The organism is Pseudomonadota bacterium (assembly GCA_039196715.1).
Taxonomy (GTDB): domain Bacteria; phylum Pseudomonadota; class Gammaproteobacteria; order CALCKW01; family CALCKW01; genus CALCKW01.
Genome location: JBCCUP010000005.1, coordinates 1 through 23,489, shown reverse-complemented (window position 1 = coordinate 23,489; position 23,489 = coordinate 1). Strand labels below are relative to the sequence as shown.

The following is a 23,489-nucleotide window of genomic DNA, read 5'->3' as shown; positions in this document are numbered from 1 at the left end:
GGCGAACCCGGTGTGTTGACGGTACACAGCCGCAGTCACCTGGCAGACGAGGCGGCCACCTTGCACTTCGGCGAAAGGCTCGGTCGAGAACTCACCAGCGCCGCAACGGTCTACCTCGAGGGCGACCTCGGCGCGGGCAAGACCACCCTCACGCGTGGCGTACTACAGGCGCTTGGCTACACCGGGTCGGTGCGCAGCCCGACCTACACCCTGATCGAGTCATACACCTTGCCGGGCGGCACGGTGCACCACCTTGATCTCTACCGGCTGGGCAGCGCGGACGAGCTCTATGACCTCGGCATCGATGACCTTGCTGGCGAACCGTGTGTCTGGTTGATCGAGTGGCCTGCGCTCGCTGCCGGGGTGTTGCCCCCGTGGACCCACCGGCTGGTATTGAGTGTCTCAGGCACCGGACGCGACGTGGATTTGGCGCGGCGCACATCCGATTCGACCGCTGACTGACGTCGAACGCGCGATGCGCGCGCGGTGGCTGGTACAAAACGCGATCGAATTCATCGGCTTAGCGAGCTGACCAACGCCAGTGGTCGTTCGCGTGTGCCTGTGCCCGGGTGCCGAAGGCGGTGTTGGCTGCTTGCGAAATCCCGTTTTCGGTCTTTACTTGATCTCACGCAATGGGGCCGGGTTGGCCGGGCACGGCGGTGCGCCTCGGGCGTCCGACGGGTGTGCTCGCCAAGAGCGGTTCCCGCGTTCAGGTCAACGTGAGCGGGCAGTGTGGGTGTGAACGTCAAGGTGACAGCGGGACAGGGACAGGCGGTTGCCTGGGTGCTTGTGGCCGGCGTGGTGCTCGCCTGTGGCGCCCTGTTGTGGCCCCGGGTGTCAGAAGCCGACGCCGCGGCGCGTCTGGTCGGGTTGCGCTTCAAGGCCTACGACACGCACACGCGCGTTGTCCTCGACCTCGACCGCGCAGTGCGCCAGAAAAACTTCAGCCTGAGTTCGCCGCACCGGGTCGTGGTCGACCTGCCCGACACCGATATCGCGCGGGCACTGTCGAGCTCGTTCGGCAACGATCCGCTGTTGAAGTCGCTGCGCAGCGGTGTGCGCGACACCGGCGAACTTCGACTGGTGATCGAAACCCACGCCGCAGCCGAGGCGAAAACCACGTACCTCAAACCGGGCAACGGCAAGCACCACCGCATCGTGCTCGACATCGCACCGGTTGGCGGCGCTGACGCGCTGGCGCTCGCGACCGGCCGCATGGTGACCCGACCGGCCCGGGCAACGACACGCGTGGACGAGCCAGACGAGGTCATCACGCCGCGTCTGGAAGACATCGTCGTGGCGATCGACGCCGGCCACGGCGGCAACGACCCCGGTGCGGTGGGCAGCGGTAACACGTTCGAGAAGGACGTCGTGCTGTCGATTGCGAAACGGCTGCACCGGATGCTCAGCCGCGTCAGCGGCATCAAACCCGTGCTGATCCGTGACCAGGACGAGTACGTGTCGCTCAAGGAGCGCGTCCGGCGAACACGCGACAGCCAGGCGGACTTGTTGATCTCACTGCACGCGGACGCGTTCGAACAGCAGAGTGCATCGGGATCGTCCGTGTACGTGCTTTCAGATCGAGGTGCTGACGTCGCGGCCCGGCGGTTCCTTGCCAGCAAGGGCGATAACCTTGGCGGCTTGCACCTGTCCGAGCAGAGCGCGGCGTTGGCGCGCATTCTCGTCGACCTGTCGCAGAGTGCGAGTCGCGAGACCAGCGTAGGCGTGGGCGAGCAGATGCTCTCGCGCATTGCCAAGGTCAACAAGCTGCACAAGAAAACGGTTGAGCGGGCCGGCTTCGTCGTGCTCAAGGCACCTGACGTCCCCAGCGTACTGGTCGAGCTGGGCTTCATTTCGAACCCGAAGGAAGAGCGGCGCTTGCGCACCACGAGCTACCAGGAGCGCTTGGCCGCGGCGATCGGCAACGGTGTGGTCGACCACTTCAAGGCCAACCCCCCCTTTGGCACGGCCTTCTACCGCCGGTACCGTCTGGACGTCGCCTCCAACTGAGTGAGCTCGCCCCGGTGCGGGGCCGTGGCGTGGCACAATGCTGGCCATGACCATAGAGCAGCTCCCCGACGCGCTGGTCAACCAGATTGCCGCGGGCGAGGTGGTTGAACGGCCGGCGTCGATCGTCAAGGAACTCGTTGAAAACGCGCTCGATGCCGGCGCGAGCCGTGTGCTCGTCGAGATCGAGCAGGGTGGTGTGCGGCGCGTCCGTGTGCGCGACAACGGCATCGGCATCGTGCGGGACGAACTGGCACTCGCGCTCACGCGCCACGCGACGAGCAAGATCCGCAGCAGTGACGACCTGATGCGCGTGGCCTCGATGGGGTTTCGCGGCGAGGCCTTGCCGAGCATCGCTTCGGTGTCGCGGTTGCGGCTGACGTCGAGGGCGCGTGGCGTCGACACCGCTTGGACCGTTGAGTGTGATCTCGATGGGACGCCGAGTGAACCGAAACCCGCTGCGCACGACGAGGGCACGACCGTCGAGGTTGCTGACCTCTTTTTCAACCTGCCGGCCCGGCGGAAGTTCCTGCGCGCAGAGCGCACGGAGTTCGATCACGTGCAGCAGGTGGTACGGCGCCTCGCACTGGTGCGACCCGATGTTGCATTCGATCTGGTGCACAACCGCAAGTCGGTCCAGCGTTGGTCTGACGTACCCGACGGGCTCGCCGCCGTGCGCATGCGGGAGGTGCTGGGGCCGGCGTTCGCCGACAATGCGTTTCACGTGTCGCACGATCTCGATGGCATCCGGTTGTCAGGGTGGATTGCACAGCCCACATTTTCGCGAAGCCAGGCAGACTTGCAGTATTTCTACGTGAACGGTCGACTGGTGCGCGACCGCCTGGTCAGCGCAGCGGTCAAGCGTGCGTACAGCGACGTGCTCTACCACGGCCGTCACCCGGCCTACGCGTTGTTTCTCGAACTGGACGCCGAGCGTGTCGACGTCAACGTGCACCCGGCGAAATCCGAGGTGCGGTTCCGCGATACGCGGCGGGTATTCGACGCCATTCACCGCGCGCTGACCCGGGCACTGTCGGCGCTTCGGCCGGGTGATGGCGACGTCGTGGAGGCCCCGGGCTCGCCAGCGGCCATGCTAAGCGCGGTTGCCCCGGACAGAGCCGACGCCGAGACGACGGCGCCGCTGCAATCGAGCTTCGGGCTCGCGACGGTGGCAGCACGCCGACCCGCTGTGGCGGACCAGCGGGCGGCCTACGCGTCGCTGTTGCGCGCGACTGACACCGGTGCTGACCACCACGCGGACGCGTTGCCACCCCTCGGGTTGGCGCTCGCCCAGATTCACGGCATTTACATCCTCGCCGAAACCGCTGACGGCGTGATTCTCGTCGACATGCACGCTGCGCACGAGCGCGTGACCTACGAACGGCTCAAGCAGCAGTACGCGGCCCAGGGGGTGCGCAGTCAACCGCTGCTGGTGCCGGTGGTGGTGGCGGTGAGCGAGGCCGAAGCGGACGTTGCCGAGTCGGTCGCACCGACCTTGTCGGCCGTCGGACTCGGTGTCGACCGCACCGGACCGCAGCAGCTGACCGTGCGCGAGGTGCCGGTGCTGCTGCGGCGTTCGCCGACGGAGCAGATGGTGCGCGACGTGCTCAGCGACATCGTCGAGACCGGCGACAGTGACCGCGTGGCGCGAGACAGCGATCGCGTCCTCAGCACCATGGCCTGCCACGGGTCCGTGCGCGCCAACCGACACCTCACGCGCGATGAAATGAACGCGCTCTTGCGCGACATGGAAACCACGCCCAACAGTGGCCAGTGCAACCACGGTCGACCCACCTGGGTGCGACTCGGTGTGTCCGACCTCGACCATCTGTTCCTGCGCGGTCAATGACTGCGGCAACCCGCTGGCCCGTGATCTGTCTCTACGGGCCCACGGCGTCCGGCAAGACCGAGTTGGCCTTGCAATGCGCGGAGGCCTTCGGGTGCGCGATCGTGAGCGTGGACTCGGCCCTTGTCTACCGCGGGTTGGACATCGGCACCGCCAAGCCGGACGCCGCGACGCTCGGGCGCTACCCGCACGCGTTGGTCAATGTGGTCGAGCCCTGGGAGCGCTATTCGGCGGCGGACTTCTGTCGCGACGCCGGACAGGCCATCCGCGAGGCGCACGCTGCGGGCCGCGTGCCGCTGCTGGTCGGTGGCACAATGCTGTATTTCAAAGCGCTGCTCGAGGGCCTGAATGTGTTGCCGGCATCGGATCCGGCGGTGCGGACGGCCTTGCAGCGTACGCTCGCCGAGGCGGGCCTGGCGCCACTGCGGGCCGAGCTTGCCCGCGTCGACCCCGAGCTGCACGCGCGACTGAGCGAGAACGACACGCAGCGCACTCTGCGCGGCCTCGAGGTGTGGCGCATGACCGGGCGGCCGCTGAGTGCGTGGCAGGCCGAGCCCAGCGCGCCATCGCTGCCTTTGCGCGCCTTGCAACTGGCGCTCTGGCCCGAGCCGCGGACGACCTTGCACCGGCACATCGAAAGCCGCTTCGATGCCATGCTCGAGCAGGGTTTTCTCGACGAGGTCGAGCAGCTCAGACGCAACCCCCGCATGCACGCCGACTTGCCGTCCATGCGCAGTGTTGGGTACCGTCAGGCGTGGCAGTACCTCGACGGTGCGTACGATTTCGATCGGTTCCGTGCGCACGCTGTCGCGGCCACACGCCAGCTGGCCAAGCGGCAATTCACCTGGCTTCGCAGCCTGCCAACCGCACCCCGACACAACCCGTACCACGCTGCCGATGGCACTCACCCCTTTCTGCAGCGGATCGCAACCTGGCTGGAGGCCCTACGTGACTGACTTTCCGACTCTCGACCAACGCATCGGCGACACGCGATTGGTGGCTTTGCAACGGCTCAATCGGGGTGAGAACGGCAACCGGGTACTGGCCAAGCTCGAAGGCGACAACCCGGCGGGTTCGGTCAAAGACAGGCCGGCACTGAACATGATCCGTCGGGCTGCCGAGCGCGGTGAAATCCGCCCCGGTGATCGGCTGATCGAGGCGACCAGCGGCAACACCGGCATCGCTCTGGCGATGGCGGCCACCATCCTCGGGTACCGCATGGTCTTGATCATGCCCGACAACCTGTCGCTCGAGCGGCGGCAGCTGATGAAAGCCTATGGCGCCGAGCTGATTCTGGTCACGCAGGCGGAGGGCATGGAGGGAGCGCGCGACATGGCCTTGGCTATGGAGTCGCGCGGAGAGGGCAAGGTCCTCAATCAATTTGCCAACCCCGACAACCCGGATGCGCACTACCGCACGACGGGACCGGAGATCTGGGGAGCCACCGGCGGTGAGATCACCCACATGGTCTGCACCATGGGCACCACGGGCACCATCATGGGCCTGTCGCGCTACCTCAAGGAACAGAATCCCGCGGTGCAGCTGATCGGTGTGCAGCCGGCCGACGGCGCGCAGATTCCGGGCATCCGTGCCTGGCCCGAAGCGTACCTGCCGGCCTTTTTCGAACGTGAACGCGTCGACCGGATCATCGACGTGACACAGGACGCAGCCGAGACAATGTCGCGGCGCCTGGCGACAGAAGAGGGTATCTTTGCCGGCATATCATCCGGCGGTGCAATGCACGTGGCGATCAGTCTGTGTGACGAGCTGCGCGACGCCACCGTGGTGTCGATCGTGTGCGACCGGGGCGACCGCTACCTGTCGACGGGTGTGTTCCCCGGCTGAGGACACGCGACGGGTCGACGCGCCGCGCTGTCGAACTCAGCTTGCAGCCTTGAACTCGAATCGGATTTCCGTGCCGGCCACGCGCAGCGCGTCACCGTGGCTCAACTTCACCGGCATGTCGTCCAGCACGCGCTCGTTGACCGTGGCCTTGTCGTTGCACTGCAGCGTCTCGACGTGCAACGCGTAGTACCCATCGGCCTGACGGTTGATGGCGACGACCTGGACACCGGGTCGACCGACCGTCGTGACCGCCTTGACGATATCAATCGTGCTGCCGGCCTTGATGCCCGAGTTGATCGTGATCTGAGCGCGTCCGCTGGTCGCAACCGACCCGACCGAGTTGTCACCCGCACTGTCGTGCATGGGCGGTTGGTCTTCGAGCTCGTCCTCGCCGCCGCTCAGTGCCGGCAGCGCAACGGGCTGCGTGCGCGCCTCGCGCAAGGACAGGCTGAATTTGCCGATCTTGAAGGCGCTGTTGGGCGTCAGTTCGGTCGGTTTGCTGATGCGTTCGCCGTCGATCCAGGTACCGTTGGTGCTGTCGCGGTCCACCAGCGTGAAACGGGCCCCATCGCTTTCGATCAACGCGTGCAATCCGCTGATTTCACGACCCGTCAGCTGAATGTCGTTTCCGCTGCGGCGGCCGATCTCCGTAATCGGCTTGTCGAGCGGAAACTCCTTCGCTTCACCTTCTTCGTTTGTCAGTATCAGTTTCATCATGGCTGTGATCTGTCCAACGGTGTTCAACTCAAGCGCCCGGTGTCGCTAAGCAGGCTTGCGCGGTCGTCGTGGTGGCGTCACAGGAGCCCAGCAGGTCTGTGCGACCAGCTCCCTTGCCGGCGGTTTGCCACGCACCTGATTGAAGGCTAGCATACGGGGCATTTCCTGCAGCTTTTCCAGCAAGTTGGCGAGTTATTTTCATGGAAAACCTGACTGCCAACCGCCTCGACTGGTCGCGCGACCAGCCGCTGCTGGCCCGCTGGTACGCGGCGCCGGTGGGCCGAGCGGTGCTGCGGCACACCCGTCAGCGGCTCGAGGAACAACTCCCCAAGGTCTTTGGCCACCGGGCGCTGCAGGTCGGCGCGCTCGGGCCCGACGGGCAGCTGCTCGACGACACGGCGACGTTGCGGCGCCTGGTGCTGGACCCGCGCGGCGCGGCCGTCGGCGCAGACGTGGTCGGCGACGCACAGCAGTTGCCCTTTGCCGACAATTCGCTCCACGTCGTCTACCTGCCGCACACCCTGGACTACTGCGATGTGCCGCATCAGGTGCTGCGTGAGGCAAACCGCGTGTTGACCGACGACGGTTTCCTGGTGCTCATGGGCTTCAACCTGTGGAGTGCCTGGGGTGCGCGGCGGGCGCTTTTCCAGTGGCGCAAGGGCATGCCGTGGCGCGGCCACTTCTTCAGTGCGAGCCGGGTTGTCGACTGGCTGTCGGTGCTGGATTTCAACGTGCTCGAACGCGTCGGCGTCGGGCCGGCCTCGGTTTACGGGACGCTGCCGGCGGGCAGCCGGGTGCGCCGCGGCGTGCGTGCGCTGCGCGAGCTCGGTGCGCCGGTCTACGTCCTGCTGGCCCGCAAGCAATCCATCCCGCTCAACCCGGCGCACCTGGAGCGTGCTCGCCAGCGTGGGCGCAAGGCCGTCGTCGCCGGCGCCTTTGCACATCACTCGAGCGATCGCAGCGCACGCAGTCAGGACCCGACAGCCTGAGCGACTGCGTGCCCGGGAAGGCGGGCGCGCGAGCCGCCGGTCGCCGTGTCAGCCGTCTGCGGTATCATTGACACACATTGAGTTCATGTGAGTGCCTGACTTGCCATGTCAGATTCGGTAGAAATCTTCACGGACGGCGCCTGCCGCGGCAACCCGGGGCCCGGCGGGTGGGGCGCCGTGCTGCGGTCCGCAGGCCAGGAGCGGGAGTTGTACGGTGGCGAAGCGCAGACCACCAACAACCGAATGGAGCTGACTGCGGCCATCAACGCGCTCACGACGCTGACTCGGCCCTGCGACGTGGTGCTGACCACGGATTCCCAGTATGTGCGCAAAGGCATCACCGAGTGGCTCGGCGGCTGGAAACGCAACGGCTGGCGCACAGCCGCACGAAAACCGGTCAAGAACGCCGAGTTGTGGCAAGCGCTCGACGAGGCGGCGTCACGCCACACGGTCGACTGGCGCTGGGTCAAGGGCCACGCCGGGCACCCGGAGAACGAGCGCGCCGACGCGTTGGCGAACCGCGGCATCGACGAACTCTAGAGGGCGGGCATGCGACAGATCGTACTGGACACCGAGACGACCGGCATCGACCCCGGCCTCGGACACCGGGTCATCGAGATCGGCGGCGTTGAAGTCGTCAACAGGCGGTTGACCGGGCGACACTTTCACGCGTACCTCAAGCCCGATCGCGAGGTGGATGCCGGTGCGCTCGCCGTGCACGGCATCACCGACGCCTTTCTGGCCGACAAGCCGCGCTTCGACGCGGTGGTCGATGCCTTTCTGGCGTTTGTCGACGGCGCCGAGCTCGTGATTCACAACGCACCGTTCGATGTTGGCTTCCTCAATGCCGAGCTCGCGCGACTGGATCGACCGGACATCTCGGCACACTGTACCGTGCTCGACACCCTGGCATTGGCGCGACGCATGTACCCGGGCCAGCGCAACAGCCTCGATGCCTTGTGCAAGCGGCTCGATGTCGACAATTCCGGCCGCGAGTTGCACGGCGCCTTGCTCGACTCGGAAATCCTGGCAGACGTCTACCTGCTGATGACCGGCGGCCAGACCGCACTCGACCTCGCCAGCGAGGTCGCCGGCACCCATGGCGCCGTGCAGGTTCGTGTGGAGACGGCGGGCCTCAATGCCATCCCGCGCGCGAGCGACGTCGAACGCACTGCGCACGCGGCATACCTCGAGATGATTGAAAGGGAGTCCGGCGGACCCGCGCGTTGGCACGCCCTGATGCCCTGAACGGGTGGGTTCAACCGCGGCGCAACGCGCGCTGGCGGTCGCGCTGCCAGTCGCGCTCCTTCTCTGTTGCACGCTTGTCGTGCGTTTTCTTGCCCTTGCCCAATCCGATCTCGAGCTTGACCCGGCCGCGTTTCCAATAGAGCGCCATCGGGACGAGGGTGTAGCCCTTGCGCTCAACCGAACCGATAAGCGCATCCAGTTCACGGCGATGCAACAGCAACTTCCGTGACCGCATCGGTGAGGTGTCGACGTGCGTCGACGCCGAGGCCATCGGTGAGATGTGGCAGCCGATCAGATAGGCTTCGCCTGCGCGGACGAACACATAGCTCTCGTTCAACTGGACCTTGCCCGCGCGCAGGCTTTTCACTTCCCAGCCGAGCAGCGACAAGCCCGCTTCGTAGCGCGTTTCGATGTGGAAGTCGAACTTCGCCTTGCGGTTCAGCGCGATGGTCGCGCCACCGTGTCCGGCTGGCTTCTTTTTCTTGGCCATAGCCAGACAAGTATACCGTAGGCCCGGATGCCGAGCTCGAAGGGCTCCGACAGCAACGCCCAGCTGCATGCGCCATACTAGGCAGATGCCTCCCGCCAACCCGTGCCAGCTGCGTCCCCATGCAACGATTCACTGAACGCACTCGCGTGCCCTTCACTGCCGAGCAGATGTACCGCCTGGTGGCCGAGGTCGAACACTACAGCACGTTCCTGCCGTGGTGCCGTGCATCCCGACTGATCGAGCGCAGTGACACCGCACAAGTCGCCGAAATCACGGTCAGCAAGGGCCCGCTCAGACAGCGCTTCACCACGCGCAACCAACTCCAGCCCGTCGAGCGTCTGGGCATCGAGCTGGTTGAGGGGCCGTTCAAGTCACTGCAGGGTGAGTGGCGCTTCGCGTCCCGTGATGCGGGCTGCGAGGTCACTCTGGCGCTTGCGTTCGAATTCAGCAGCCGCTTGCTCGACATGACGGCGGGGCCCGTCTTCAAGGAGGTCAATCGCGCGATGGTGGACGCCTTCGTGCGCCGTGCGAAGCAACTCTACGCCTGATGCCCCGGCAGCCGACCTGGGCAGTCGAGTGCGTTCAGTCGAAGTCGCGCCGTGTGTCGCGTCGGAAGGCGCTCTGCGCGCGCTCCGGGGCATAGCGGTTGTCGATCGAGAGCAGCGTGCCCTCGCTGTCGAAGGCGAGCGCAAGCAGGTGGTTGATGCCAGGCTCGAGCAACTCACCGCTGTTGTATATGTACAACCAGGTGTTGGGCTGAACCAGGTTGGACAACGCGGGATCGCCAACCAGGAAGCGCACCTGGTCCTGCGTCATGCCCACCTGCAGCTGCGCGCGCTGCTCGAGGTCGATGAGGTTGCCCTGCTGCATAGGGTGGCGGTGGGCACTGGGCAACAAGGCGGTCGTGCACGCCTGCAGCGTGAACACACACCACGCGGCCATCGCCATTGCTCTCACGGCCATCGGATCTCCAAGGGTTGCGGGCAGTCTCGACTGACGCGGAGTGTAGTCCAGGCGCACCTGTCCGACACGGGCGTTGCAGCGGCTGGCACGTCAGGCCTCACCGAGCATCTCGCGGGCGTGGGACCGCACCTTTGACGTCAACTTGACCCCGCCGAGCATGCGCGCGATTTCGTCCACGCGGGCCTTGCCCTTGAGCGCCGTCGGGGCGGTGTGGGTTTCGCCATCAACCACGGTTTTTCGAACGGCGATGTGGTGATGTGCCTGACTTGCAACCTGGGGCAGGTGCGTCACGCACATCACCTGACAGCGCTCGCCCAGCTCGCGAAGCTGCTTGCCGACGATCTCCGCGGTGCCACCGCCGATGCCGGCGTCGACCTCGTCGAACACCAACGAGGGCACGGCGGCGTAGCGTGACGCGATCAACTGGATCGCGAGGCTGATGCGTGAGAGTTCGCCGCCCGAGGCGACTTTTGCCAAGGGCTTGGGCCGTTGGCCCGGATTTGCACTCACCCGCAGTTCGATGCGGTCGATGCCGTGCGCGGTGGCGTGCTCCGGGTCCTCGCTGACCTCGACCCTGAACTGCCCACCGCCCATGCCGAGGGTCTGTAATTCGGCTGTCACGTCGCTGGAGAGCGCCTTCGCAGCTGTGCGACGCGCACGGCTCACGCGTCGGGCGCACGCGAGAAAACGGCTGTGTGCGTCCGCTGCCGCGGCCTCGAGGGTTGCCGGGTCGGACACGGCTGCCTCAAGCGCTGCGCGCTCGGTCTCGAACTGGGCTCGCACTGCGGGCAAATCGCGCGCCTCGACCCGGTGTTTGCGCGCGAGGCCGTGCACGATGGCGATCTCGGCGTCTACCTCGGCGAGGCGCGATGGGTCGAGGTCGAGCCCGGACACGTAGCCGCGCGCCAGGCTTGCAGCTTCGTCGAGATTGATCAACGCATCACCGACGAGTTGGGTCAGTGGCGCCAGTGCAGCGTCGGTGTCGGCGAGGCTCTCGGCAACTCGGAGGGCGCGACTGAGGCGCTCGTGCGCCGAGCCGTCGTCGTCGAAGGTGTCGCTGATCAGCGCGTTGATCGAGGCGATCAGCTGTTCCGCGTTGCTCAAGCGACGGTGTTCCGTGAACAGGGCGTCGATGCCGTCGGCATCGAGTTGCACGGCCTGCAGTTCGCGCAACTGGAACTGCAAGAGGTCGAGTCGGTCGGTGCGCTCGTTGCGCTGGCCCTCGGCGTCGCGCACCGCCGACAGGGCAAGACGCCAGTCGGCGTGCAAGCTCGCCAGGGCATCCAGCTCGGCGTCAACGCCAGCGCGTGCATCGACAATCTGGCGTTGTCGATCGGTGTCGGACAGGTGCTGGTGCTCGTGCTGACCGTGGATGTGAACCAGCATCTCGCCGAGCTCGCGCAGGGCCTGTGAGGACACACTTCGGCCGTTGACGTATGCCCGCGAGCGGCCGTCGCGCCGCACGACCCGTCGCAAGGTGCACACCCCGTCGTCGTCGAGGTCGTGCGCGGTGAGCCAGCGTGCAGCTTCGCTGTCGGCGGCGACACTGAAGCTCGCTTCGATCTCGGCGCGTGCCGCGCCGTCACGCACACTGTGGCGCTCTGCACGGTCACCGAGCACCAGCCCGATGGCGTCGAGCAGAATGGACTTGCCCGCGCCGGTCTCGCCCGTCAGGGCCGTCATGCCGTCGGCGAACGGCGTGCTGACGCTGTCGATGATGGCGAAGTCCTGGACGCGGAGGTAGTCGAGCATGGCAGGTGATCTGGCGAGTCAGCGCCAGTTGAGCTTCGCTCGCAGGATCTGGAAGTAGTCGTAGTCGCTCGGGTGCAGCAGCGTGAGGTGGCGCCGCTTGCGGCGCACGCGGACGATGTCATCGCGTTGCACGTGGTGGTAGAGCTGGCCGTCGCAGACCGCTTGTGCGTTGGGTGCGCCGTCATCACAGACGACGATTTCGATCGTGCAGTCTTCGGGCACCACGAGCGGGCGGCTGCTCAAGGTGTGGGGGCAGATCGGTTGCAGGATGATGCCTTGCAACTGCGGGTTCACGATGGGGCCGCCGTTAGAGAGCGCATACGCCGTCGAGCCCGAGGGCGTGCTGACGATGATCCCGTCGGCGCGCTGGTGGTTGACGAAAGACCCGTCGATGTACACCTCGAAATCGACGATCCGCAACATCTGGGTGTTGCGGATCACAACGTCGTTGAAGGCCGAATCGGTGTAGAGCACTTCGCCGTCGCGTTCGACGTCCATGCGCAACATCAGCCGCTCGTCGGGGACGTAGTCGCCGTCGAGGATGGCCGCGAGTTGCAACAGCTTTTCATCGGGGTGGACATCGGTCAAAAAGCCGAGCCGCCCGCGGTTCACACCGACCAGTGGCACCCCCGAATCGACGAGTTCACGGGCCGTGGACAAAAGCGTGCCGTCGCCGCCGACCACGATCGCGAGGTCGGCACGCGCGCCGATGTCGTCGAAGCCCAGGGTCTCGACGCCTGACACCATGCCGCTCGTGCTGTGTTCGAACAGCGCGGTGCAGCCTTTGCGTGTGAGCAACCCGTGAATGTCGTGGAGGGTGTCGGCGACCGAGTGATCCTGCTGCCGCACCACCAGCCCCACGTGAGAGAAAGCGGTCATTTTTCTACCGTACCACGCCGTGTCAATCGCGTGCCATCTCGACCAATTGGTAGACCAGATCGAGTGCTTGCCGGGGCGTCAGGGCGTCTGGATCGACCTCGCCGAGCCGACTCTGCAGTGGCCCTTCGCCCAACGCACTGAACAATCCGAGTTGGTGTTGCGCGTCCTCGGCCGCCGCAGGTGACGTGTTGGCGGTGCTGCTCTGGCCCGGTGATTCGAGTTCGCGCAGCTTGGCTGCAGCCACGTTGACGACCGGGGCCGGCAGACCGGCAAGCTTGGCGACCTGAAGGCCGTAGCTGCGGTTGGCCGGGCCGGATTTGACGCGGTGCATGAAGACGATTTCGCCGCGGTGCTCACTCGCGTCCAGGTGCACGTTCTCGACGCCGGGCTCGGCATCAGCCAGCGCGGTCAGCTCGAAGTAGTGGGTGGCAAAGAGGGTCAGTGCCCGGTTGTGCCTGGCCAGACGTTCGGCGCAGGCCCAGGCGAGTGCGAGACCGTCGTACGTGCTGGTGCCGCGACCGATCTCGTCCATCAGCACCAGGCTGTTCTCGTTGGCGTTGTGCAGGATGTTGGCCGCTTCGGTCATCTCGACCATGAACGTGGACCGGCCCGATGCCAGGTCGTCGGACGCGCCGATGCGGGTGAAGATGCGGTCGAGGGGGCCAATGACGGCGCGGTCCGCGGGCACGTAGCTGCCGACATGCGCGAGCAGCGTGATCAGGGCCGTCTGGCGCATGTAGGTGGACTTGCCGCCCATGTTCGGCCCCGTGATCAGCACCATGCGCCGTTCCGCCGTGAAGACCAGGTCGTTGGCGACAAAGGGGGTGTCGAGCAGGGGTTCGACCACCGGGTGGCGGCCGGCATCAATCGCGAGGCCCGGGTTGTCGACAAAGTGGGGTCGGCTCCACTGCAGTGCCGTGGCGCGCTCGGCGAGCGTGCCGAGCACGTCCAGTTCGGCGAGCGCCGCGGCGAAGGCTTGTAGCGGCGCGAGGCGGGCCACCAGCGTGTCGATCAGCGCGTCGTAGAGGCGTCGCTCGCGCGCCAGCGCGCGGTCCTTGGCGGACAGAACCTTGTCCTCCCAGGCCTTGAGCTCCTCGGTGATGTACCGCTCGGCGTTCTTCAGGGTCTGGCGGCGCGTGTAGTGAGTCGGCACAGCCGCGGCCTGACTGCGGGGGAGTTCGATGAAGTACCCGTGCACCCGGTTGTAACCGACCTTGAGGTTGGCCAGGCCGGTTTCGGCCTTTTCACGCGCCTCGAGCGCGTCGAGGTAGCCGCTCGAATCGGTCTGCAGCTGACGCAGCGTGTCCAGTTCGTCGTCGTAGCCCTCCGCGATGACACCGCCGTCGCGGGCCAACACCGGTGGGTCGGCTATGACAGCGCGCTGCAGCAGATCGAGCGTGTCGGCATGGTCGCCGAGCTGCGACACGGTGGCTGCGAGCGCGTTGAGCAGTCCGGCTGTCGACAACGCCTGGTGCAAGTCCGGACCACGTGCGAGGCTGTCGCGCAACCCGGTGAGGTCGCGCGGTCGCGCACTGCGCAGGGCGATACGGGCGCAGATGCGCTCGACGTCCGCGCTGCCACGCAAGTGCTCGCGGACCGTGTGGCAGCCGTCGCTCGCTATCACGGCATCCAGCGCGGTCAGCCGCGCCTCGAGCGCGTTGCCCTGGCGAAGTGGTCGGTTGAGCCGGCGCGCAAGCAGCCTTGCGCCGCCCGCCGTCACGGTGGTGTCCAGGGTCGCAAGCAGGGTGTTGTCGCGGGCGCCCGAGAGCGTTTGGTCGATCTCCAGGTTGCGTCGGCTTACGGCGTCGAGGATCAAGGTGTCGGCGCGCGACTCGACGGTCAGCCCCGTGAGGTGCGGCAGGGCTGCGCGCTGGGTGTCCTTGACGTATTGCAAGGCAGCCCCTGCCGCCCCGATGGCGAGCGACAGGGTGCTCGCACCGAAGCCGACCAGGTCGCGCGTGCCGAACAGCTGGCAGAGTTGCTCCTCGGCCGAAGCACGGTCGAAATGCCACACCGGGCGGGGCGTTGAAATCCCCGTTTGTGGCGCGGCCGGCCAGTCCTCGGGGTAGAGAATCTCGGCGGGTTGCAACCGGTCCAATTCGCTGGCGAGGGCGCCCTCACCGTCAACCTCGAGCAGAGCGAAGCGCCCGGCCGCGAGCTCGAGCGAGGCCAACCCGACGCGCTGGCCGTCGCGGACCAGTGCGACCAGCAGGGCCGAGCCCTGTTCGGGCAGCAGGGCTTCGTCTGTCACCGTGCCGGGTGTGAGGACGCGCACCACCTTGCGTTCGACCGGGCCCTTGGTGGTGGCCGGGTCGCCGATCTGTTCGCAGACAGCCACCGACTCGCCACGGCGGAGCAGCTTGGCGAGGTAGCTTTCGACAGCGTGCACCGGCACGCCGGCCATCGGAATGGGTTGCCCACCGGCGTGGCCGCGCTTGGTCAGGGTGATGCCGAGCAGCTCCGCAGCGCGCTTCGCGTCGTCGAAGAACAGCTCGTAGAAATCGCCCATACGGTAGAACAGCAGCGTGTCCGGGTGCTCGGCCTTGATGCGCAGGTACTGGCGCATCATCGGCGTTTGGTTGGCGTGGCTCATCGCTGCGATGATACCAGCCAATATCGGGCTGACTTGGGGCGGTGCCCCCGGGAGAACGTGACGTGAAGTGCGTGGACGAGGATGTTGCGCGGCTGGGACAGCAGCTCGTGCGACGCGGGCAGATGATGGCCACGGCAGAGTCGTGCACCGGCGGACTGATCGCCGCCCGATGCACCGACATCGCCGGCAGCTCGCGTTGGTTGGAACGCGGTTTCGTGACCTACAGCAACGCCGCGAAAACCGGTCTGCTCGGTGTCCCGCCGTCCGTGATCGAGGCGCACGGTGCCGTCAGCGAGGCGGTGGTGCGTGCGATGGTGGCCGGTGCCATCGCCCGCAGTCATGCGGCGGTGGCGGTGTCGGTCAGCGGTGTCGCCGGGCCAGACGGAGGCAGCGCAAGCAAGCCGGTCGGCACGGTCTGGGTCGGGTACCTGGTCACCGTGCCGGGTGGCTCGGCGGTGACCGTCGACACCGAATGCGTGCAGCTGCCGGGCGATCGGGCCGCGGTGCGTGCAGCCGCTGCGTCGGTCGCGATACACGGCCTGTTGGACCGAACCAGAAATACTGGATAAAAAATCAGTAAATTACTGGCGGATGCGTTAATATGTGTGGGAGAATTTGACGCATTCCAGCGCACCCCCAACCCCTGACCCCGGAGACCACCGTGGACGACAACCGCAAGAAAGCGCTCGCAGCCGCACTCGGCCAGATCGAAAAACAGTTTGGCAAGGGCGCGGTCATGCGCATGGGTGACGCGAACGTCGACAACCAGATCGAGGTGATTTCGACCGGCTCGCTCGCCATCGACGTCGCCCTCGGCATCGGCGGCTTGCCGAAGGGTCGCATCGTGGAAATCTACGGCCCGGAATCGTCGGGCAAAACCACCCTGACCTTGCAGGCCATCGCCGAATGCCAGAAGGCCGGTGGCACTGCCGCGTTCGTCGACGCCGAGCACGCGCTCGACCCGACCTACGCGCGCAAGCTTGGCGTGGACGTCGACGACCTGCTGATCTCGCAGCCCGACACCGGCGACCAGGCACTGGAGATCACCGACATGCTGGTGCGCTCGGGTGCAGTGGACCTCGTCGTGGTCGACTCGGTTGCTGCGCTGACACCGAAGGCCGAAATCGAAGGCGACATGGGCGACTCGCACGTCGGCTTGCACGCGCGCCTCATGTCGCAGGCACTGCGCAAGCTCACGGCCAACATCAAGCGTTCCAACACGCTCGTGATCTTCATCAACCAGATCCGCATGAAAATCGGTGTGATGTTCGGCAGCCCGGAAACCACGACGGGCGGCAACGCGCTCAAGTTCTACTCGTCCGTCCGGCTCGACATCCGCCGCATCGGCGCAATCAAGAAAGGCGACGAGGTCGTCGGCAACGAGACCCGTGTCAAAGTCGTCAAGAACAAGATGGCGCCGCCGTTTCGGCAGGCTGAATTCGAAATTCTCTACGGTGAAGGCAGCTCCCGTGAGGGCGAGCTCATCGACCTGGGGGTCAAGCAGGGCCTGCTCGACAAGGCCGGTGCGTGGTACAGCTACAACGGCGACCGCGTGGGTCAGGGCAAGGAAAACGTGCGGCAGTTCCTCAAGGACCACCCCGAGGTTGCGGACGAGCTCGACCGGGCCCTCAGGGCCAAGCTGTTGGTCACGGCCGAGCCGGAAGACCTCTCCGACGATGTTGACGATCTCGAGCCCGCTGAGTAACACGGGCTGCAAGGGAGCCAAGGCGGGTGGCGTCTCTGCCAGTGGCGACTGTGCGGTAACACGAGGCCTGTGGTCAGCGGCTGCGCGCGGGCACAGCAGCCGTGTTTGACGATGATGCCGACGGTGAAGGTGGGTTGACGCCGGCGGAGCGACGACAGGCGGTGTATGCGAACGCCTTGCGCCTGTTGGTGCGGCGAGAGCATTCGCGCTCGGAATTGGGACACAAGCTCGACAAACGCGGGTATCATGGCGGGGATATCGAAGCTGCGCTCGATCGCCTCGCCGACGAAGGGTATCTGAGTGACGCACGCTTTGCCGAGCTGTATGCCGAACAACGTGTTGCGAAGGGTTTTGGCCCCCTGAGGGTCAAGGCCGACCTCGTGTCCCGCGGCGTAGACAGCGGGCAAGCCCAGCACGCGGTTGACGCACTGGACGCGGACTGGTCCGGAGCGGCGCTCAACGTGCTCCTCGCGAAATGCGCGCCGTCAGACGGGTATGCCAAGCTGCGCCGTACCCTGGAACAACGGGGGTTCGCGGCCTCCGCGGCACGTGCGGCCATCGCCGAATTTCAGGGCGGGCAGCGCTAGACTTCTCGATGTCGTTATTTCGCGCCAACGTACGTTGGCGCGGCGCCCAGTCGAGTACACGAAACATGCTGACCACGTCGGACATCCGCGAGCGCTATCTGCGCTTTTTTGAAACCCAGGGACACACGATCGTCTCCTCCAGCCCGCTGGTGCCCGGGAACGACCCCACCTTGTTGTTTACCAACGCCGGCATGGTGCAGTTCAAGGACCTGTTTCTGGGCACGGAGACACGCGACTACCTGCGGGCGACCACGTCGCAACGCTGCGTGCGCGCCGGCGGCAAACACAACGACCTCGAGAACGTGGGGTACACCGCACGGCACCACACCTTTTTCGAAATGCTGGGCAATTTCAGCTTCGGCGATTACTTCAAAACCGAGGCGATTCGCTTTGCCTGGCAGTTCCTGACCGGCGACCAGGCCGACGGGTGCCTCGGGTTGCCGGAGGACAAGCTCTGGATCACGGTGTTCGAGGAAGACGATGAGGCGTTCGACATCTGGGAGAACCGGATCGGCGTGCCGCGCGAGCGAATTGCGCGCATCGGTGCCAAGGATAACTTCTGGCAGATGGGTGACACCGGGCCCTGCGGGCCGTGCTCGGAGATCTTTTTCGATCACGGGCCCGATGTGTGGGGAGGGCCGCCGGGCACGCCGGAGGAGGACGGCGACCGGTACATCGAGATCTGGAATCTCGTTTTCATGCAGTTTGACCGGTCGGCGGACGGCACCCTGACGCCCTTGCCGAAACCGTCGGTCGACACCGGCATGGGGCTGGAGCGGATTGCTGCTGTGTTGCAACACGTGCACTCGAATTACGAGATCGACCTGTTCGAGCGTCTGCTGGCCGCGAGTGCCAAGGCGGTGGGCACGACGGCGCACGGTGATGCCTCGCTGAAAGTGGTCGCTGACCACATCCGCTCGTGCGCGTTTCTCATTGTTGACGGGGTGGTGCCGGGTAACGAGGGGCGCGGGTATGTGCTGCGGCGGATCATTCGGCGAGCTGTGCGCCACGGCTACAAGCTCGGCTGCACCACGCCGTTCTTCCACACCCTGGTTTCGGCCCTGGTCGACGAGATGGGCGCAGCGTACCCGGAGTTGGTGGCACAACAGGAACGTGTCGAGCGGCTGCTGCTGCAGGAGGAGAAGCGCTTTGCCGAGACGCTCGACAACGGCATGAAGTTGCTCGATTCGGCACTGGAAACGCTCGACGGGTGCGAAATCCCGGGGGAACTCGCATTCCGGCTGTACGACACGTACGGCTTTCCACTTGACCTGACCGCGGACATCGCCCGCGAGCGGGAGCTGTCCGTGGACGAGGCGGGCTTCGACGCGGCGATGGAAAACCAACGGGCTCGGGCCCGTGCGGCGAGTCAGTTTTCAGTCGAGCAGAGTGAAGGGGTGCTCTCGAGCGCATCGACCGCGTTTGACGGTTACACCACGTTGAGTGTCGATGCGACGGTGCTTGAGCTGTATTGTGACGGTGAGGCTGTGGACAGCCTGAACGACGGCGCCACAGGTGTCGCCGTGCTCGACCGTACCGCGTTCTACGCCGAATCGGGCGGGCAGGTGGGCGATCAGGGGCGTCTGGACGCCGACGGCGTGTCCGTCACCGTGCACGACACACGCAAGAGTGGCTCGGCCTTCCTGCACGCGATCGAAGTGGTCGAGGGCAGCCTGCGCGTGGGGCAGAGTGTGTTGGCCGCAGTCGACACCGCCCGTAGAGAAGCCACCCAGGCGAACCACTCGGCGACCCATCTGCTGCACGAAGCCCTGCGCCAGGCGGTCGGCGACCACGTGCAGCAGCGCGGCTCGTTGGTGTCGCCGGAGCACCTGCGCTTCGATTTCTCCAACGACCAGCCTGTTGACGCCGACACGCTCGCGACCATCGAGCGCCACGTCAACGCCGAGGTGCGTGCCAACCACGTCACCGACATCCGCGAAATGCCGATCGACGCCGCGAAGGCACTCGGGGCCACCATGCTGTTCGGTGAGAAGTATGGCGAGGTCGTGCGCGTGGTGACGCTCGGCCCGGATTCCACCGAGCTCTGCGGTGGCACGCACGTCGCGCGCAGCGGTGAGATCGGCGCGTTCAGGATCGTGTCAGAAGGCGCTGTTGCGTCTGGCATTCGCCGCATCGAGGCGCTGACGGGTGCAGCAGCGATTGAACACGTGCTGGAGGGCGAATCGACGCTCGCCGGGTTGGCGCAGGATTTCAACGTGCCGCGCGCCGCGGTGGCGGAACGAGTCAGGGCCATGCAAAGCCGGATACGGTCGCTCGAGAAAGACCTCGACCAAACACGGTCCAAACTCGCCCTGCTGTCGGGGCAGGGCCTGGTTGACGACGCCGTTGAGGTGGCGGGCGTCAAGGTGCTGGCCACCGTGGTGGACGGCGTCGACCCAAAGGCGCTGCGTGACAACGTCGACGACCTCAAGAACCGGCTCGGCGAGGCCGTTGTCGTGCTCGCCGTGGTCGACGGCAGTGCCGTTCGGGTGGCTGCGGGTGTCTCCAAGTCGCTGAGCAAGCGGCTGTCCGCCGGTGACATCGTCAAACGCGTCGCCGCCGACGTCGGCGGCAAGGGGGGCGGGCGCCCGGACTTCGCCCAGGGGGGCGGAGACAACCCCGCTGCACTGCCTGCCGCATTGGCCGCCGTCGCGGCCAGTGTCGAACAGACGTTGGCGTCGAGCTGAGCGGGCGGGCGCGAGAAGACTCATGGCTTTATATGTACATAAGTACGGCGGCACCTCCGTCGGCTCGGTCGAACGCATCGAACACGTGGCGAAGCTCGTCGCCGCCGATGTGTCAGCGGGGCACCAGGTCGTTGTCGTGGTGTCGGCGATGTCGGGCGAAACCAACCGGCTCGTTGCACTCGCTGAGGACGTCAGCGACAGCGTATCGTCGCGCGAAATGGATGTGCTGCTCTCGACAGGGGAGCAGGTCACCATCGCACTGCTGTCGATGGTTCTGAACCGCAACGGGGTGCCCGCGAGGTCGTACACCGGTTGGCAAATCCGGATGCTGACGGACGAGTCGCACACCAAAGCACGCATCCAGCACATCGAGCAGGCTGCCATTCGTCGGGATCTGGATGCCGGCCGGGTTGTGGTGGTTGCCGGTTTCCAGGGTGTCACCGAAGGCGGCGACATCAGCACCTTGGGTCGTGGCGGTTCGGACACCTCGGCTGTGGCCATTGCGGCTGCGCTCGAGGCGGACGAGTGCCGCATTTACACCGACGTGGACGGCGTGTACACGACCGATCCGCGGGTCGAACCGCGCGCGAGACGCCTGGAGAAGATCACGTTCGAGGAAATGCTCGAACTGGCGTCACTCGGCTCCAAGGTCTTGCAGATTCGGGCCGTCGAGTTCGCTGGAAAATACAATGTGCCGCTTCGCGTACTCTCGTCGTTCGAACCCGACGACGGCACGTTGATCACTTACGACGAGGAAGATTCGATGGAAGATGTGCTGGTGTCGGGCATTGCGTTCAACCGAGACGAGGCGCAGTTGACGCTGGCGGGCGTACCGGATCAACCGGGCGTTGCCGCACGCATTCTGGGGCCGGTGTCCGACGCCAACATCGAAGTGGACATGATTGTGCAGAACGCCGGCATCGCCGACACCACGGACTTTACCTTCACGGTCCACCGCAGCGCGTTCAAGCAAACCCAGTCCATATTGCAACAATGCGCAGTGGATCTGAACGCTGGAGCAGTGAACGTCAACGAGGAGATCGTCAAGGTGTCCATCGTCGGCGTCGGCATGCGCTCGCACGCCGGTGTGGCCAGCACCATGTTCTCCGCGCTGGCGGCAGAGGGGATCAACATCCTCATGATTTCGACCTCCGAAATCAAGATTTCGGTGGTCATCGATGAGCGCTACCTGGAGTTGGCGGTGCGCACCCTACACACGGCCTTTGATCTGGATGAGAAAGGCGGCAACTGACGTAACGTGGTATACACTTAGGCGTGCTTGTCGCCCTGCATTCGGTTCTGGGCTCACGGTGGTCCGGTTGTTCAGCTAAAGGTCAGCGGATCTTGTCCGACAAGGTCTTTAGACTGCGAACGAATAATTTCTGTAAACCGCATTTCCGTGAGCGGCGGTCCAGCGATCCGTAGAGGACTTCTGCGCTGCTGAAAAAAGAACGATAAAGGAGAATACGGATATGTTGATTCTGACCAGGCGGGTCGGTGAAACGCTGGTCATCGGTGACGAAGTCACCGTGACCGTGCTCGGCGTCAAAGGCAACCAGGTGCGTATCGGCGTGAACGCGCCGAAGGAAGTCTCAGTGCACCGGCAGGAAATCTACGATCGGATCAAACAGGAGCAAGCGGACTCGGACGACGCGTCCAACGACGTCTCACAAGCCAGCTGACTCAATCCCTCGGGCTGCCGCACAGGCAGCTTTCCCCGCCGGACGCACAGCACACCAGCGGTGCTGCATCGCGTGACCTACGCGACGCAGCGCGCTCATCCCCCCCAAACGCCACCCGAATCCCGGACAGGCCCGGTGTCTCGCCGGCGCCGTGTCGTGCCTGCAGAGCGGGCGTCGTCGTGTGGGAATTCACGTCACCCACACCGGTAGGTGTGAGGACGCGACGAAGTCGCGCCCGAAGGGTGAGGGATCGCCCGAGGCGATTGCGAATCACCCACACCGGTAGGTGTGAGGACGCGACGAAGTCGCGCCCGAAGGGTGAGGGATCGCCTGAAGCGATCCCGAATCACTCCCGCCATGAATGGCCAGCGCGTGTCATTCCGAGGCTGAAAACCCACCGCCGTAACCAGCGTCAGCCGTGTGACACAGTGCATGGATCTGCGCACGGAGAGGCGGCCGAGTGGCTGAAGGCGCTCCCGACTCGGCGTCCCCCAGCTAAGAGAGATGGGGTTTATAGCTCCATCGAGGGTTCGATCCCGCGCAGCGCGCGGGAGACGCTGCGCAGCAGCGCCCGCAGGGTGAGGAATCGCTTCAAGCGATTGCGAATCCATCCCGCCGTGGATAGCCAGCACACGTCATTGTGACGTCGAAAATCCAGTGTCGTAGCCAGCGTCAGCCGTGTTCCATAGTGTATAATTTCGGGCACGGAGAGGTGGCCGAGTGGCTGAAGGCGCTCCCCTGCTAAGGGAGTATGGGGTTTATAGCTCCATCGAGGGTTCGAATCCCTCTCTCTCCGCCATATCCCAGAATATCGCGTCGGTGTGAGCCGCCGCCGAGCCAGAGAAGCACGACGTACTTTCCCGAGAGAGGGTTCGAACCCGAGCAGAGGGTTCGATCACACGCCAGCGGCGTGGGAGACGGCGCAGAGCGCCGCCCGCAGGGCGAGAAACCGCCTGAGCGGTTTCGAGTTGATCACACGCCAGCGGCGTGTGGAAAAGGCCCTGGCGGTTCGCTGCGGAGCCGTCTGAAAACAGATCGCACCCTGTGCGGAACTCTCCACACCGCTGGCAGACGAATCCCTCGGTACGGCGTGCATCGGGCGCGCGGCAGGCCCTCGGAGGCGTTCATGATCACGGTGTTTTACGACGGCAAATGCGGCCTGTGTTCAAAGGAAATCGAACACTATCGGAAGATAGCGCCGGACGGTGTGTTCGATTGGCAGGACATCACGTCATCCAGTGAGGCCCTGGAGCGCGAAGGCGTCTCCCTGGCCGACGGGCTCGAGCGGTTACACGTGAAGGACGCTGACGGTGTGCTGCACGTGGGCGTCGCAGCGTTTATCGCGATCTGGAAACCACTGCACCGGTGGCGTGTGCTGGCCAGGATCGTGGCCCTGCCGGTGATCCAGCCGGTGGCCGATCGACTGTACAACCGGTTTGCCGCGTGGCGCTTCAAGCGCCTGGCTCACTGTCAGATTGCGTCGGCTTCGCGCGCTCAAG

The 23,489-nt window shown here is 65.5% G+C and carries 22 protein-coding genes, 1 tRNA gene and 1 pseudogene; 18 read left to right on the top strand and 6 right to left on the bottom strand.

The genetic code is table 11. The features are described from left to right. Window positions 1-12 precede the first annotated feature (12 nt). The 5 genes from tsaE (at window position 13) to cysM (ending at window position 5,698) form a co-directional block, all read left to right on the top strand. Window positions 13-462 (top strand): tRNA (adenosine(37)-N6)-threonylcarbamoyltransferase complex ATPase subunit type 1 TsaE, encoded by a 450-nt coding sequence (gene tsaE, locus AAGA11_03580; GenBank protein ID MEM9601916.1) that lies wholly within the window; start codon window positions 13-15, stop codon window positions 460-462. Between the two features lie 270 nt (window positions 463-732). Continuing rightward, on the top strand, window positions 733-2,010 hold the full coding sequence (locus AAGA11_03575; protein ID MEM9601915.1) for an N-acetylmuramoyl-L-alanine amidase: 1,278 nt from the start codon (window positions 733-735) through the stop codon (window positions 2,008-2,010). 46 nt (window positions 2,011-2,056) lie between these two features. Next, the gene (gene mutL / locus AAGA11_03570; GenBank protein ID MEM9601914.1) at window positions 2,057-3,856 is read left to right on the top strand and encodes a DNA mismatch repair endonuclease MutL; all 1,800 of its coding nucleotides are present in this window, start codon (window positions 2,057-2,059) and stop codon (window positions 3,854-3,856) included. Then, complete coding sequence (gene miaA, locus AAGA11_03565; GenBank protein MEM9601913.1) at window positions 3,853-4,809, top strand: tRNA (adenosine(37)-N6)-dimethylallyltransferase MiaA; 957 nt, start codon at window positions 3,853-3,855, stop codon at window positions 4,807-4,809. The genes mutL and miaA overlap by 4 nt, the downstream gene beginning before the upstream one ends. Continuing rightward, window positions 4,802-5,698 (top strand): cysteine synthase CysM, encoded by an 897-nt coding sequence (gene cysM / locus AAGA11_03560; protein ID MEM9601912.1) that lies wholly within the window; start codon window positions 4,802-4,804, stop codon window positions 5,696-5,698. The genes miaA and cysM overlap by 8 nt, the downstream gene beginning before the upstream one ends. Before the next feature lie 36 nt (window positions 5,699-5,734). Here the strand turns inward: cysM and AAGA11_03555 are convergent, their stop codons facing one another. Continuing rightward, window positions 5,735-6,415, bottom strand: a complete 681-nt coding sequence (locus AAGA11_03555) for an FHA domain-containing protein (protein MEM9601911.1) — start codon at window positions 6,413-6,415, stop codon at window positions 5,735-5,737. Between the two features lie 200 nt (window positions 6,416-6,615). On the opposite strand from AAGA11_03555, the gene AAGA11_03550 reads away from it, so the two are divergent. The 3 genes from AAGA11_03550 (at window position 6,616) to dnaQ (ending at window position 8,652) form a co-directional block, all read left to right on the top strand. Beyond that, window positions 6,616-7,404: a methyltransferase domain-containing protein gene (locus AAGA11_03550; GenBank protein MEM9601910.1), complete on the top strand. Its 789-nt coding sequence runs from the start codon at window positions 6,616-6,618 to the stop codon at window positions 7,402-7,404. A gap of 105 nt (window positions 7,405-7,509) precedes the next feature. Further along, window positions 7,510-7,944, top strand: coding sequence for a ribonuclease HI (gene rnhA / locus AAGA11_03545; protein ID MEM9601909.1), 435 nt, complete (start codon window positions 7,510-7,512; stop codon window positions 7,942-7,944). Between the two features lie 9 nt (window positions 7,945-7,953). Next, window positions 7,954-8,652 (top strand): DNA polymerase III subunit epsilon, encoded by a 699-nt coding sequence (dnaQ, locus tag AAGA11_03540; protein MEM9601908.1) that lies wholly within the window; start codon window positions 7,954-7,956, stop codon window positions 8,650-8,652. A 10-nt stretch (window positions 8,653-8,662) separates the two neighbouring features. Here the strand turns inward: dnaQ and smpB are convergent, their stop codons facing one another. Further along, on the bottom strand, window positions 8,663-9,142 hold the full coding sequence (gene smpB, locus AAGA11_03535; protein ID MEM9601907.1) for an SsrA-binding protein SmpB: 480 nt from the start codon (window positions 9,140-9,142) through the stop codon (window positions 8,663-8,665). Between the two features lie 119 nt (window positions 9,143-9,261). Between smpB and AAGA11_03530 the strand changes: the two genes are divergently transcribed. Beyond that, window positions 9,262-9,690 (top strand): type II toxin-antitoxin system RatA family toxin, encoded by a 429-nt coding sequence (locus AAGA11_03530; protein MEM9601906.1) that lies wholly within the window; start codon window positions 9,262-9,264, stop codon window positions 9,688-9,690. A gap of 34 nt (window positions 9,691-9,724) precedes the next feature. Here AAGA11_03530 and AAGA11_03525 read toward each other — a convergent pair whose 3' ends face one another. The 4 genes from AAGA11_03525 to mutS form a co-directional block, all read right to left on the bottom strand. Next, window positions 9,725-10,105, bottom strand: coding sequence for an outer membrane protein assembly factor BamE (locus tag AAGA11_03525; GenBank protein MEM9601905.1), 381 nt, complete (start codon window positions 10,103-10,105; stop codon window positions 9,725-9,727). A 90-nt stretch (window positions 10,106-10,195) separates the two neighbouring features. Then, the gene (gene recN / locus AAGA11_03520; protein ID MEM9601904.1) at window positions 10,196-11,857 is read right to left on the bottom strand and encodes a DNA repair protein RecN; all 1,662 of its coding nucleotides are present in this window, start codon (window positions 11,855-11,857) and stop codon (window positions 10,196-10,198) included. Window positions 11,858-11,875: 18 nt separating this feature from the next. Beyond that, window positions 11,876-12,736, bottom strand: a complete 861-nt coding sequence (locus tag AAGA11_03515; protein ID MEM9601903.1) for an NAD(+) kinase — start codon at window positions 12,734-12,736, stop codon at window positions 11,876-11,878. A 22-nt stretch (window positions 12,737-12,758) separates the two neighbouring features. Next, window positions 12,759-15,329, bottom strand: a complete 2,571-nt coding sequence (gene mutS, locus AAGA11_03510; protein ID MEM9601902.1) for a DNA mismatch repair protein MutS — start codon at window positions 15,327-15,329, stop codon at window positions 12,759-12,761. A 71-nt stretch (window positions 15,330-15,400) separates the two neighbouring features. Here mutS and AAGA11_03505 point away from each other — a divergent pair, with 71 nt between their 5' ends. The 9 genes and pseudogenes from AAGA11_03505 to AAGA11_03465 form a co-directional block, all read left to right on the top strand. Next, a complete protein-coding gene (locus tag AAGA11_03505) occupies window positions 15,401-15,898 on the top strand; it encodes a CinA family protein (GenBank protein MEM9601901.1) in 498 nt (165 codons plus the stop codon). Window positions 15,899-15,990: 92 nt separating this feature from the next. After that, window positions 15,991-17,034, top strand: a complete 1,044-nt coding sequence (recA, locus tag AAGA11_03500) for a recombinase RecA (GenBank protein ID MEM9601900.1) — start codon at window positions 15,991-15,993, stop codon at window positions 17,032-17,034. Between the two features lie 101 nt (window positions 17,035-17,135). Next, window positions 17,136-17,621 (top strand): regulatory protein RecX, encoded by a 486-nt coding sequence (locus AAGA11_03495; GenBank protein ID MEM9601899.1) that lies wholly within the window; start codon window positions 17,136-17,138, stop codon window positions 17,619-17,621. 65 nt (window positions 17,622-17,686) lie between these two features. Continuing rightward, window positions 17,687-20,308 carry an alanine--tRNA ligase gene (gene alaS / locus AAGA11_03490; protein ID MEM9601898.1) on the top strand — a complete coding sequence of 874 codons (2,622 nt, stop codon included), beginning with the start codon at window positions 17,687-17,689 and terminating at the stop codon, window positions 20,306-20,308. 22 nt (window positions 20,309-20,330) lie between these two features. Further along, window positions 20,331-21,560 carry an aspartate kinase gene (locus AAGA11_03485; GenBank protein MEM9601897.1) on the top strand — a complete coding sequence of 410 codons (1,230 nt, stop codon included), beginning with the start codon at window positions 20,331-20,333 and terminating at the stop codon, window positions 21,558-21,560. 220 nt (window positions 21,561-21,780) lie between these two features. Continuing rightward, window positions 21,781-21,990: a carbon storage regulator CsrA gene (csrA, locus tag AAGA11_03480; protein ID MEM9601896.1), complete on the top strand. Its 210-nt coding sequence runs from the start codon at window positions 21,781-21,783 to the stop codon at window positions 21,988-21,990. Between the two features lie 452 nt (window positions 21,991-22,442). Further along, window positions 22,443-22,540: pseudogene (locus AAGA11_03475) on the top strand. A 156-nt stretch (window positions 22,541-22,696) separates the two neighbouring features. Continuing rightward, a tRNA-Ser gene (locus AAGA11_03470) sits at window positions 22,697-22,789 on the top strand. A 327-nt stretch (window positions 22,790-23,116) separates the two neighbouring features. After that, window positions 23,117-23,489 (top strand): DUF393 domain-containing protein (locus AAGA11_03465; GenBank protein MEM9601895.1); only part of this gene is annotated, 373 nt, incomplete at its 3' end.